This window comes from Sphingomonas sp. S2M10, from assembly GCF_012650175.1.
GTDB lineage: Bacteria > Pseudomonadota > Alphaproteobacteria > Sphingomonadales > Sphingomonadaceae > Sphingomonas.
This window is the reverse complement of record NZ_JAAILI010000048.1, coordinates 42,819-55,695: the sequence shown is the minus strand read 5'-3', so window position 1 is coordinate 55,695 and position 12,877 is coordinate 42,819. Positions and strand designations below refer to the sequence as shown.

General features: G+C 67.8%; 9 protein-coding genes. 4 read left to right on the top strand and 5 right to left on the bottom strand.

Translation table 11 applies throughout. The features are described from left to right. Positions 1–50: 50 nt before the first annotated feature. Positions 51–1,457 carry a sugar porter family MFS transporter gene (locus tag S2M10_RS11450; RefSeq protein WP_168846178.1) on the bottom strand — a complete coding sequence of 469 codons (1,407 nt, stop codon included), beginning with the start codon at positions 1,455–1,457 and terminating at the stop codon, positions 51–53. A 130-nt stretch (positions 1,458–1,587) separates the two neighbouring features. Next, the gene (locus S2M10_RS11445) at positions 1,588–2,634 is read right to left on the bottom strand and encodes a LacI family DNA-binding transcriptional regulator (RefSeq protein ID WP_168846177.1); all 1,047 of its coding nucleotides are present in this window, start codon (positions 2,632–2,634) and stop codon (positions 1,588–1,590) included. Between the two features lie 168 nt (positions 2,635–2,802). Here S2M10_RS11445 and S2M10_RS11440 point away from each other — a divergent pair, with 168 nt between their 5' ends. Further along, positions 2,803–5,202, top strand: a complete 2,400-nt coding sequence (locus tag S2M10_RS11440) for a glycoside hydrolase family 3 N-terminal domain-containing protein (protein WP_168846176.1) — start codon at positions 2,803–2,805, stop codon at positions 5,200–5,202. A gap of 106 nt (positions 5,203–5,308) precedes the next feature. On the opposite strand, the gene S2M10_RS11435 is transcribed toward S2M10_RS11440, so the two are convergent. Both S2M10_RS11435 and S2M10_RS11430 read right to left on the bottom strand, forming a co-directional pair. Continuing rightward, the gene (locus S2M10_RS11435; protein ID WP_247650757.1) at positions 5,309–7,132 is read right to left on the bottom strand and encodes a glycoside hydrolase family 9 protein; all 1,824 of its coding nucleotides are present in this window, start codon (positions 7,130–7,132) and stop codon (positions 5,309–5,311) included. Between the two features lie 10 nt (positions 7,133–7,142). Beyond that, positions 7,143–9,299 carry an alpha-glucuronidase family glycosyl hydrolase gene (locus S2M10_RS11430; RefSeq protein WP_168846175.1) on the bottom strand — a complete coding sequence of 719 codons (2,157 nt, stop codon included), beginning with the start codon at positions 9,297–9,299 and terminating at the stop codon, positions 7,143–7,145. A gap of 117 nt (positions 9,300–9,416) precedes the next feature. Between S2M10_RS11430 and S2M10_RS11425 the strand changes: the two genes are divergently transcribed. Then, positions 9,417–10,574 carry an endo-1,4-beta-xylanase gene (locus S2M10_RS11425; protein WP_168846174.1) on the top strand — a complete coding sequence of 386 codons (1,158 nt, stop codon included), beginning with the start codon at positions 9,417–9,419 and terminating at the stop codon, positions 10,572–10,574. Positions 10,575–10,659: 85 nt separating this feature from the next. Then, positions 10,660–11,667, top strand: coding sequence for an AAA family ATPase (locus S2M10_RS11420; protein ID WP_168846173.1), 1,008 nt, complete (start codon positions 10,660–10,662; stop codon positions 11,665–11,667). 35 nt (positions 11,668–11,702) lie between these two features. Here S2M10_RS11420 and S2M10_RS11415 read toward each other — a convergent pair whose 3' ends face one another. Next, complete coding sequence (locus S2M10_RS11415; protein WP_168846172.1) at positions 11,703–12,053, bottom strand: helix-turn-helix domain-containing protein; 351 nt, start codon at positions 12,051–12,053, stop codon at positions 11,703–11,705. A 189-nt stretch (positions 12,054–12,242) separates the two neighbouring features. Between S2M10_RS11415 and S2M10_RS11410 the strand changes: the two genes are divergently transcribed. Next, on the top strand, positions 12,243–12,851 hold the full coding sequence (locus tag S2M10_RS11410; RefSeq protein ID WP_247650756.1) for an alpha-ketoglutarate-dependent dioxygenase AlkB: 609 nt from the start codon (positions 12,243–12,245) through the stop codon (positions 12,849–12,851). Positions 12,852–12,877 lie beyond the last annotated feature (26 nt).

The following is a 12,877-nucleotide window of genomic DNA, read 5'->3' as shown; positions in this document are numbered from 1 at the left end:
CCCACCCCAACCCCTCCCTTGAAAGGGAGGGGCTAAGAAGAAGAAGGGTTTTACCCCTCCATCGCCTCGAGTTCCTTGCCCTTGGTTTCCTTGATGAACTTCAGGACGAGGAAGAAGCTGACCGCCGCGCAGACGGCGTAGAAGGTGTAGCTGGCCGCCAGGCCGAGCTTGGACGCCATCACCGGGAAGCTCTGCGCGATCAGATAGTTGGCGAACCACTGGGCGAAGCCGCACACCGCCAGCGCCGAGCCGCGGATCTGGTTCGGGAACATTTCGCCGAGCATCACCCACATCACCGGGCCCCAGCTGATGTTGAAGAAGATCACATAGAGATTTGCGGCGACCACGGCGAGCTTGCCGAGATCGGGCGAAAGCACCAGCTTGCCCGCCGCGTCGAGCGTGCCATGGCCGAAGGCATAGACCAGCACGAACAGCGTCACCGCCATGCCCGCCGAGCCGATCAGCAGCAGCGGCTTGCGGCCGATCTTGTCGACCAGGCCGATGGTGACGAGGCAGGCGGCGATCGAGACCGCGCCCGACACGATGTTGATCAGCAGCGAATCCGCTTCGGTGAAGCCGGCCAGCTGCCACAGCGTGGAGCCGTAATAGAAGATCACGTTGATGCCGACGAGCTGCTGGAACACCGCGATGACCAGGCCTGCCCACAGGATCGTGCGGATCTTGCCGGTGCGCGGATCGATCAGGTCGCGGAAGCTCGGGCGGTGATCGGCGCTGAAGCTGGCGCGGATTTCCTCCAGCTTGGCGCGCGCGGTGTTGGGGCCGAACAGGTCGGTCAGCACCTTGGTCGCTTCCTCGGTGCGGCCCTTGGCGACGAGATAGCGCGGGCTCTCCGGGATGAAGAACAAGGCGACCAGGAACACCGCGGCGGGGATCGCCTGCATCAGGTACATCCAGCGCCAGGCTTCGAGCCCGCCCCAGAAGGGTTCGGTCGAGGCGCCGGCGGCGGCGGCCAGATAATAGTTGACCACGAACGCGGCGGTGAGGCCGGAGATGATCATGATCTGCTGCACCGTCGTCATCCGGCCGCGAATGTTCGCGGGGGCGACTTCGGAGATATAGGCGGGCGACAGCACCGAGGCGGCGCCCACCGCGATGCCGCCGGCGATCCGCGCGACGACGAACACGCCGTGGAGATGCGCGAAGCCCTGCGCCAGCGCGCCGACGAGGAAGATGAAGGCGGCAAGCCGCATCACGTTGCGGCGGCCGATCGCGTCCGCCAGCGTGCCGGCGAAGAAGGCGCCGATGAAGCAGCCGATCAGCAGCGAGCCGACGGTGAAGCCGAGCCCGGCCTCGTCCAGCTGGAACGCAGCCTGCAGCCCCGGCTGGGTGCCGTTCACCGCGCCGCTGTCATAGCCGAAAAGTAGTCCGCCGATCGTGGCAACCGCCACGATGGCGCCGATCAGGCCGATATTGGCCTTCTCTGCTGTCTGGTTCATCCGATCCCTCTCCTGGTCACCCGAGACTATGGGCGATTTGTTAGCGGTAACGCTGGCCCGTGCAACCAGGAAAAGCAAGCCGGCAGATGTGGCATGCACAGGTTTCTGCCAACGTTGTCTCCAGCCAATCCTACGCCCGGGGTGGCGGCGCGCAGGATTCGCGCACGATCAGCTGATGTGCAAGCACTTGTTCGGCAGGTCCCCCCTCGCCGCCGGGACGCAATTCCTCCAGCAGCATGGTCAGCGCCGCCTCCGCCATCGCCGCGATCGGCTGGCGGACGGTGGTCAGTTCCGGCCACATCGTGGTGGCGAGCGACGTGTCGTCGAACCCGACGACGCTGAGATCCTGGGGAACGTGCAGCCCCCGGCGGTGCGCCACGCCCACGGCCGCCGCCGCCATGTCGTCGTTGCTCGCGAAGATGGCGGTCGGCGGCTGGGGCAGATCGAGCAGCGCCTCGCACGCGATGATGCCGGAGCGGAAGGTGAAATAGCCCTGCTCCACCGGCATCGCGGCGAGATCCAGCCCCGCCTCCTCGATGGCGGCGCAGAAGCCGCGATAGCGTTCGGCGCTGGACGTCTGGTTGGGGTTGCCGCGGATGAAGCCGATGCGGGAATGTCCCATGTCGATCAGGTGCTTCGTCATCGCGCAGGCGGCGGCAAAATCGTCGATGCGGACGTTGCGGCATCCTTCGGGCGGCAGGCCCATCGCCACCGACACCCAGGGGATGCCGGCCGCGTCGAGCTCGTCGCGCACCGCGCCGACCTCGGAGAGCGGCGGCGGCAGGATCACGCCCTGGACGTGCGTCTGCGCGAAGCCACGCGTCGCCTCGGCCTGTTCCTCGGGGCGCTCGCCCTCGCAGGCTTCGAGCACGAGATGGCAGCCCGCGCGCCGCGCCGCCGCCAGTGCGCCGATCAGGAACTGGGAAAGATAGGCGGCCGACGGATTGGAGTAGAGCAGCCCGATCTGCGTCGCTTCCCCTGCGGCCAGGGTGCGCGCCGCGGTGTTGGGCGCGTAGTTGAGCTTGGCGATCGCGGCGAGCACGGCGTCGCGCGTTGCTTCGCGCACATTGGTCCCGCCATTGACGACGCGTGACACCGTCATGGCGGACACGCCCGCTTCGCGCGCCACATCCTGTACGGTAATGCTGCCCCGGCTGCGCCGGCTAGGTTTTGTCATCCCCCCTCCTGCACCGACGCATAAGTTCGCGCTATCACGATTGCAATCGTTGCTGCACCGGCATGGCACCAGTTGACCCCGCTCCGCACGCCCACCTATAGATGATAACGCTACCATCATGGCATCAGGCGACCGCCAGAACCGTCGTCGGCCTTCAGGGAGAGGAACATGCGTCATTTCCGCCGCGTCGCCGCGCTTGCCATTGCCGCGACCGCACTCACGCCCTTCGTCGGAGCCCTGCCCGCCGCCGCACAGAGCGAGCGTGCAGGCAAGCCGCTGTACAAGGACGCCACGCAGCCGATCGAGACGCGCGTGGACGACCTCCTCGCGCGCATGACGCTGGAGGAAAAGGTCCAGCAGCTCCAGGCGCTGTGGCTCAACAAGGGACTGGTGCAGGACGCCAGGGGCGAGTTCGATCCGGTGAAGGCGAGCGCCAGCTTTCCGAACGGCTTGGGGATGATCTCGCGTCCCTACGACCGGCGTGGTGTCGCCGCAGGCCAGACGACGGCGGCGGGCGCCAATGCCGGCGACGTCAACCGGAGCCCGGAAGAGACCGCGCGCTACGTCTATGCCGCGCAGAAATGGGCGATGGAGAAGACCCGGCTCGGCATCCCGATGCTGATGCACGAGGAGGCACTGCACGGCCTGGTCGCCCCCGGCGCCACCAGCTTCCCCCAGTCGATCGGCCTCGCCAGCAGCTTCGACCCGAAACTGGTCGAGAATATCTTCTCGATGGCAGCGAAGGAAGCGCGGGCGCGCGGCGCCAATCTCGTCCTCGCCCCGGTGGTCGACGTGGCGCGCGATCCTCGATGGGGCCGTATCGAGGAAACCTACGGCGAGGACCCGTATCTCGTCACCCAGATGGGCCTCGCCGCGATCCGCGGCTTCCAGGGCACCACGCTGCCGCTCCAGTCCGACAAGGTGTTCATCACCCTCAAGCACATGACCGGCCATGGCCAGCCCGAAAACGGCACCAATGTCGGCCCCGCCTCGCTCGGCGAGCGGACGCTGCGCGAGGATTTCTTTCCGCCCTTCGAACAGGCGGTGAAGACGCTGCCGGTGATGTCGGTAATGGCCAGCTATAACGAGATCGACGGCATCCCGAGCCATGCGAACAAATGGCTGCTCACCGATGTGCTGCGCGGCGAATGGGGCTTCCAGGGCGCCGTGGTCAGCGACTATTTCGCGATCCGCGAGCTGATCACCCGCCACCACATGTTCAAGGATCCCAAGGATGCCGCCCAGCGCGCGCTCGACGCGGGCGTCGACGTGGAGACGCCGGACGGCGAGGCGTTCAAGCACCTCGCGGCGCTGGTGCAGGAAGGCCGGGTCAGCCAGGGCGAGATCGACAATGCCGTGCGCCGCGTGCTGCGGATGAAGTTCGAGGGCGGGTTGTTCGAGAACCCTTATCCCGAAGTGAAGCTGGCGGCGGCGCGCACCAACACGCCCGAGGCGATCGCGCTGTCTCGCCAGGCGGCGCGCGAATCGATCGTGCTGCTCAAGAACGCGCAGGGCCTGCTGCCGCTCGACGCCAGGGGCATCAAGCGGATGGCGGTGATCGGCACCCACGCCAAGGACACGCCCATCGGCGGCTATTCGGACCTGCCCAACCATGTCGTCAGCGTGCTCGAAGGCATGCAGGCCGAGGGCAAGGGCAAGTTCGCGGTCGACTATGCCGAGGGCATCCGCATCACCGACCATCGCGAATGGTCGAAAGACGCGGTGGCGCAGGTACCGGCCTCGGTGAACGACCAGCTCCGCGCCCAGGCGCTGGAGACGGCGAAGAACGCCGATGTCGTGGTGCTGGTGCTCGGCGGCAACGAGGCGGTGAGCCGCGAAGCCTGGGCCGACAACCATCTCGGCGACAGCGAGACGCTCGACCTGCCGGGGCCGCAGGACCAGCTGGCAAAGGAGCTGATAGCGCTGGGCAAGCCGGTGGTGGTGATCCTGCTCAACGGCCGTCCCTATGCAGTGAACTATCTCGCCGAGAAGGCACCGGCGCTGATCGAGGGCTGGTATCTGGGCGAGCAGACCGGCAACGCGCTCGCGGACGTGGTGTTCGGCCGGTACAATCCGGGCGGCAAGCTGCCGGTGTCGGTGGCGCGCAACGTCGGCCAGTTGCCGATCTACTACAACAAGAAGCCGAGCGCGCGGCGCGGCTATCTGTTCGGCGACACCAGCCCGCTCTACCCGTTCGGCTATGGCCTGAGCTACACGAGCTTCGACATCTCCGCCCCGCGCCTGCCCGCGCCGACGATCGGCATCGCCGACAAGGCGGCGGTCGAGGTGGACGTGACCAACACCGGCAAGGTCGCCGGCGACGAGGTCGTCCAGCTCTACGTCCATGACGACGAGGCGTCGGTCACCCGGCCGGTGATCGAGCTCAAGCGCTTCGAGCGGGTGACGCTCAAGCCGGGCGAGAAGAAGACGGTGCGCTTCGAACTGACGCCCGACGATCTGGCGCTGTGGAACAGCCAGATGCGCCATGTGGTGGAGCCGGGGACGTTCACGATTTCGTCCGGCCCGGATTCGGCGACGCTCAAGAGCACGACGCTTACGGTGCGGTGAGGTTGTAATGGGGCGGTGGCTATGTAGCTGCCGCCTCCATTTCTTACGCGAAGGCTCGAAGAAGGTACGTCGCGCCCTCACGTGCGACCTGGGAAGCCCCGCCCCCTCAATCGTCCATCCACGCCGCCACCCAGAAGAACGGCGCGTTCCAGTTGATCGCGACTTCGTTGAGCGCATAGGCACCGATATCGTCCACCCAGCAGGTCTGGGCGACGCATTTGCCCTTGAGCTGCATCGCCACCGGGTCGCCCATCGCTGTATCGTTCGGCCCGCCCGAGAGAACCCCCGGCGGCGGCCCGGGCAGCTTGGCGTCGAGCGAACGCGCCCAGAAACGGTGGTGCGGGTTCTGCAGCGACCGCGTGCCATAGCCGCTGACATAGGACGTCCCCATCGGGTTGCGCCCCAGCAGATAGTCGAGCGCCGAGACGATGCCCGCGCGGTACTTGGCCGCGCCGGTGAGGTCTCCCGCCACGCCGAGCAGCATCGCCTGGTTCATCAGGTCGCCGTTCGAGCCCCAGGGATAGCCCTGCGCCTTGTAGGGAATCGCATAGCCGTTCTGGCGGCGCTGCTCGAGGATTCCGTCCGCCGCCGCGATCAGCGTGGCGCGCAGCTTCTGCACCTCGGCGTCGCCAAGGCCCGTCTTCACCGTCGCCAGCGTGATCGTGCCGAGCGGGGCGGTAAAGCTCCAGCCGGGCGCGCGCACCGCCTCGGCGAAATGCGGCGAGCCGGTCACCGCCTTGCGGAACGCGTCCTCGCCGGTGGTCGCGTAGAGCTCGGCGGCGGCCCAGTAGAATTCGTCGCCCAGTTCGCTGTCGCCATAGCCGCCGCTGCCGGTAAAGCTGCTGGTGGCATAGACCCGCGGGTTGCGCTGCGCCGCCGCCCAGGCGCGCCGCGCGGCGCTGAGGCAGCGCGCGGCGAAGGCATCATCCACCCCGCGCCAGAGCCGCGCGCCCTGCGCTGCCGTGGCCGCGAGGTTGAGCGTAGCCCCCGTCGTCGGCGGATAGAGCAGCCGCTCCTCGCGATCGTTCTGCGGGGGCATGGGCAGCGCGGTCCAGCTGCGGTCGGCGACCTTCTGGTGCGCCATGCCGCCGGCATCGATCTCGGCAAAGGGCGGGAAGCTCGGCTCCCAGGCGGGGCGGCCGGGCTTGGGCGCGCCGAGCGGACCCGAGGGCACGCGGGTGCGCACGCCGTCCGGGATCTGCATCCGCAGCAGGAATTCCATTTCCCAGCGCGCTTCGTCGAGCATGTCGCTCACCCCGTTGCCGCTTTCGGGGATGCGCAGCGACCCGTCCGGGAAGCCCTTGGGGCGGCGTTCATAGGCGTTGAGCAGCGTCCATAATGAGATGCCGCCGTTGACGAGATATTTGCCGTGGTCGCCGGCATCGTACCAGCCGCCGGTCACGTCCAGCTTGTAGGTGCAGCCGGGCCAGCTCGTGCCGCGCTCGTCGGCGCCGGAGAAGCAGCCCGCCACCTCGTGCGCATGGCCTGCCGGCCTCGCCCAGGCGGCGCCGGCGAACCTGGCGTCGATCGGCGTGCCGGCGCGCTGTTGGTAGAAGAAGTTCACCGCATCGCGGGCGAGCGCCTTGTAGAGCGTCGGCGCGATGACGAACGGGTCGCTGGTTACCCCGGCGACCGACAGGCGATAGCCCTGCCCCGCGCGCCGGAAGCCCGAAAAGTCGATCCGCTGGACCACCGCGCCCGAGCTGGCATCGGGCCCGTAGACGAGCGTCTCGCCCTTGCCGACAGCGTTGCCGTCCGCGTCCAGCAACTGCCAGGGCAGCGGGCTCGTCCCCGCGCCGCGCACCACGGCGAGCTTCACGTCGCCGGGCTCGAAGCCGATCTGGTTGATGTCGATCGCGGCACGCTGCTGCGCCGCCGCCGGGCTCGCCAGCACCATGCCGGCGAGCAGCCCCATCTTCATTCCGCGCATCCCGCTCCCCTTATTTTCCGTTGCCCGGCGCGTGCGGCGTCCGGATCGCCTGATAATATCCCAGCGGCTGCGGCGGGGCCAGATGCCCGGCCGGCAGCGGCCGCTTCGACAGCGACTGCCAATAGGCGATCGAGGCATCGCGCCACCACTGCGCCTCCTGTCGCTGGATGGCGAGGAAGTCGCGCACCTCCGCCCAGCGCCGCGCATCGACCTTGCCTTCCAGCCCGGCCCAGCGGCGCTGCATGTCCTCCACCGTCGCGATGCCGGTATCATAGTGCGCGACCAGGCTGTCCCACAGGATTTCGCCCGAGCGCATCCGATAGTCCCAGGGGACGTGGTGGAACCAGAGCAGCAGGCTGTCCGGCACCGTCTTGAGGTCCCCCCAGAGTTTCGCCAGCTCGGGCGCGTACTGGCCGAGCGCGTTGGTGCCGGTGGGCGTGCGATCGAAGCCGATCCCGTTTGCATCGGCGCGATGATAATAGGTCGGGTTCCATTCGGGCCGGGCGAGGTTCGAGACCCAGGGACCGGGGCCGTAGTGATGCCCCGTCGCCATCACATGGCCGAGGCCGAGCGGCGTCATGTAGTTCACCACCGCCTCGCGCGATTCCAGCATCATCGCGACGATGGGGTCGACCACCGCCGGGTCGGTGCTCCAGGTCAGCCGCGCCCAGTCGCGGGCGATGTCCGCCGCTTTGGCCTCCGGATCCCAGGCGAGCCGGCCAAAGGCATACCAGTTGGCCTGATCGAACTGCGATCCGCTCCAGTTGATGTCCGTGCCGATATTGGCGACGCCGGCCATGCCGGTCAGCGCCCCGGGTGCCACCGGGGTTTCCAGCACCCTGGCGACGGTGCTGCCCGCGCGGGGGCGGAAGGTGTCGCTCTGCAGCACCTCCTCCCACATCGTCCCCAGATAGGCGAGGTGCGTCGCGAAGCCGAGATATTCCTTGGTGATCTGCACCTCGAGCATCATCGGCGTCTTCGGCATGGCACCGAACAGCGGGTGGAAGGGCTCGCGCGGCTGGAAGTCGATCGCGCCGTTCTTCACCTGGAGGAGGACGTTGTCGCGGAACTGGCCGTCGAGCGGCACGAACTCGTCGTTCGCCTGCTTGTGGCGATCGGCGTCGTTATGCTCGGAATAGACGAAGGCGCGCCACATCACCACGCCGCCATGGGGAGCGAGCGCGTCGGCCAGCATGTTGGCGCCATCGGCATGGCTGCGATTGTAGTCGGAGGGGCCGGGCTGGCCTTCCGAATTGGCCTTGACCAGAAAGCCGCCGAAATCGGGGATCACCGCGTAGATCTCGTCGGCCTTGGCCTTCCACCAGGCGCGCACCGCGGGGTCGAGCGGATCGGCGGTCTTGAGCCCGCCGATCTCGATGGGTGCCGAGAAGCGCGCGGTGAGGTAGATGCGAATGCCATAGGGGCGGAACACCGCCGCCAGCGCCTTCACCTTCTGCAAGTAGGGCGCGGTGAGGATATCGGCATTGGCGTTGACGTTGTTCGGCACCACCGCGTTGATGCCGATCGCGGCATTGGCACGGGCATAGTCGGTGGTGCGCGGGTCCGTGTAGCCCGGCAGCTTCTGCCAGTCCCACAGCGACTGGCCGGCATAGCCGCGCTCTACATATCGATCGAGATTGTCCCAATGGTCGAGCACGCGCAGCTGCAGCCTGGGCGCATCCTGCACGTCGAGCGCGTCGACGGGCTCGCCGAGCTGGACCAGCTTGAGCAGCCGGAACGTGCCGTAGAGCAGGCCGACATCGCTGTTGGCCGCGATCAGCGTCACCTGCGCGCCACGGATGCTGGCCGAACGAATCAGGAAGCCCTCGCGACCGAGCGAGCCGAGCGGGAGCGCCATGCCCTTCAGCAACGGCGATCCGGCGGTGGCGAGCACCACCCCGCCCTTGCCCGACACCGCCCGGGCATGGACCGGCGACGATCCGATCAGCCCGGCAAGGCCGCGATCCAGTTCCGCCACCGCCGCACGCACGGTGGGCCCGCTACCGTCCGCCACGACATAGCGAAGCCGCGGCGCGACGCGTCGAACGGTCGCCGCATCGCGCGGCTGATAGCGCAGCCACAGGTCATAACCGGTTTCCGCGTGCGCCGGGCGCGCAAGGGCAAACGTCGCCAACAGCCAGAGAATTGCGCCCAGTACCGCCCGCATTGCATCCTCTCCCCGGCGCGATGGTTCGCCGTCGTTGACAAGCGTGTAGCAGCCCGAACATGGTACCGCTACCACACAAGCGACGCCCATAGGGCGCGTTCAGGAGAGGACTATCCCATGCCAAGCAACGGCTTCCGTATCGACCGGCGCGGCCTGCTCGCAGGCGCCGCTGCCGCCGCCACGCTTCCGCTTGGAGCTCGCGCCACGTCCCAGCTTCCGGGGTTGCATGCGGTAGCCGGGCAGAAGGGCCTGCGGATCGGCTCCGCGCTGAGCTGGAGCCCGCCGGGGGCCGACGCCGGCAGCTTTGCCAACCCGCGCTACGCGGCGCTGCTTCAGCGCGAATGCGGGCTGCTGGTGCCGGAAAACCAGCTCAAGTGGCAGGCCGTGCGCCCCGCCCCGGACCGCTTCGACTTCACCCGGTTCGACGCGATGCTCGACTGGGCGGAGGCGCACCGCATGGCGATGCGCGGTCACACGCTGCTGTGGCACAAGACCCAGTATTTCCCGCGCTGGCTGAACGACCATGACTTCGGCGCGACGCCCGCGCGCGAGGCCGAACGGCTGCTCACCGCGCATATCGACACCGTCTGCAAGCGCTATGGCACGCGGATCGGCAGCTACGACGTTGTCAACGAAACGGTCGACGAGAAAAGCGGCGGGCTGCGCGAGACCAGCCTCTCCCGCGCGTTCGGCGGCACCGTGCCGATGCTCGATCATGCCTTCCGCGCCGCCCGCGCCGCAGCCCCGCACGCCCAGCTGGTCTATAACGACTATATGAGCTGGGAGCCCGGCAACGAAGCGCATCGCGACGGCGTGCTCCGGCTGCTGGAGGGCTTTCGCAAGCGCGGCGTGCCGGTGGACGCGCTGGGCGTGCAGTCGCATATCGAGCCGGCCAGCGATGCGCCCGCGGGCGTGCTGGCGGCGCGGCAGGAGAAGGCCTGGCGCGACTTCCTCGATGCGGTGACCGGCATGGGCTATGGCTTGCTGATCACCGAGTTCGATGTGGCGGACCAGCATCTGCCCGGCGACATCGCCGTGCGCGATCGGCAGGTGGCAGACTATGCCGGTGTCTATCTCGACGTGATGCTCGGCTATCCCCAGCTTCGTGACCTGCTGTTCTGGGGGCTGAGCGACCGCTACAGCTGGCTGAAAGGGTTCAAGCCGCGCAAGGACGGCGATGTGCCGCGGGTGGCGCCGTATGACGCGGAGTTCCGGCCCAAGCCCCTGCGGGAAACCGTTGCGGCCAAATTGAGCGGCGCTGCGATACGGCGTTGAACCACGGTACAGTGCCGTTCAGATTTGGCGCGTATAGGATGTGCCCGATCGGCTGAGTCGCCGAGGGATCCAGGGGAGCAGGGCAATGGCGTCAGCGGCCGTGAAGCGGCAGGGACCGGGCGGCGACCTGCCGGCTTCCGGCACGAGCGACGTCGCGGCTCTGCACGCCCTTGCCGAAACGATCGTGCAGGCACATGGCCGGGCGACAGTGACCCCCGCCGGCGCGAGCTTCCGCCAGTTTCTGATGGAACGGGCGCAGACCAGCGCCCAGCGCAGCGCGATCGCCCTGCAGGGGACCGACATCGAGCGTCGCGCCCGGGCAGGCCGCGTGCGTCTGCTGGGCGACGGGATCCCCCTCGACATCCTGTTCGATCTGGCAGGGTCGCTGGCGTCCCTGCTCGAGCAGGATCGCGCCGCTGATGCCGCTATCCTCGCCAATCGCTATCTGGACCTGTCTCCACAGGGGGCAACCGGCTGGGCACTGCTGCCGCTGATGCTCTCGCTGCAGACGCCGGACCTGACCGCCGCCAACCGCCTGCTGGAGCCCGCCGCACCCCAGCTGATCGTGATCGGCGGCCTTTCCGGCACCGGCAAGTCCAGCCTGTCACGGCTGCTCGGCGGACTGTACGGCAGGCGTCCCGGCGCCCGCGTCCTGCGCTCCGACGTGTTCCGCAAGCGGCTTGCCGGCCTGCTGCCGGAAACCCGCCTGCCCCCGTCGCATTATACCCGTCGCAACGATGCCGAAACCTATGAGGCGCTGTTCGAATCGGCCGACGACCACCTCGCCTGCGGCTCCACGGTGATCCTGGACGCGGTGTTCCTCAACCGCAGCGAGCGCGAAGTCGCCGAAGCGCTGGCGCTGCAGGCGCGCGTACCGTTCACCGGAATTTGGTTGGAGGCACCCGATCGCGATCGCATCGCCCGAGTCGCCGCCCGGATCGGCGATGCCTCCGACGCCACGGCAGAGATAGCCCGCGAACAGGCGCGACGGCCGGTGGGCGATCTGTTCGGCTGGCATCGGATGCGCGCGAATCGCGCCATGGAACTCATCGTCCCCGCCGCGCGGGCGGCGATCGAGCGCCCGCGCCGATAGATCAGCCTGCCCGCACGCCGGGTGCGGGGCGCGGTTCAGGCGGTCTCGCTGAGCTCCGGCTTCAGCAGCAGGCCGGTGCCGCCGTCATTGGCGCAGAACAGGTCGTTCAGCGCCTCCAGCATGCGGCGCGCCTCCGGGCTTGCCAGCGAATAGAAGATCATCTGGCCGGCACGCCGGGCAGAGACCATGCCTTCGCGACGAAGCAGGGCAAGTTGCTGGGAGACCGCTGTGTCGCGCGCGCCGGTGAGCCGTGCCAGTTCCCCCACCGATTTCTCGCCATCAACCAGATGGCATAGAAGCAGCAGACGACTGCGGCCGGACAGCGCCTTCAAAAACTGCGACGCGTGGTCGATTACCTCGATCATATCGTTCTTCACGGCGACCATGGCTATTCGTGTATCCTAAGCCAAGCAACCCGTCACGTTGCAAAAATATCCAGGAAATTCATAAACCTGGATCAATATGACACATCATATATATGCAATCTTGCTGGAATGTGTCTCTTTTCCCGCGATTATTCGGGAGCATACCTGAGGCTCGAAGGTTCAGGGGCTATGGCCGTTCGGCAACCAGATTTGTTCGATGTTCCCGGCCCTTCCGGCTTTTGCATCGACACCGGATTTCTGGACGCAGCCGAGGAATCCGCCGCGATCGCGTCCATCGACTCGGACTCGCTGCTCCCCTTTCGGTTCCAGGGATGGATCGGCAACCGGCGGACCGCCAGCTATGGCTGGCACTATGATTTCGAGCAGGGCGGGGTCGGCCCCGCCGCCGCCATGCCGGCCTGGCTGGTGCCGCTGCGCGAGCGCGCGGAAGCCTTTGCCGGCCTGGCGCCTGGCACGCTCGTTCAGGCGCTGCTGATTCATTACCCGCCGGGCGCGGGTATCGGCTGGCACCGCGATCGGCCGGTGTTCGAAGAGGTGGTGGGCATTTCACTCGGCGCGCCCGCCACGTTGCGGCTGCGCCGCCGCGCCGGCCCGCGGGCGTTCGACCGTGCCGAACAGCCGCTTCCTCCCCGATCGATCTACCTGCTTTCCGGGGAGGCGCGCCACGGCTGGGAACACAGCATCGCGCCCATGGACGTGCCGCGCTGGTCGATCACCTTCCGCGCGCTCTCCGACCTCGGTCGGCGCCGGACGCAGAACGGCCCGGAAGGACCTCGCCTTCCTGGCCGCGCCGAATGACGGTCCCGCCACCGAAGGGGCGGGAA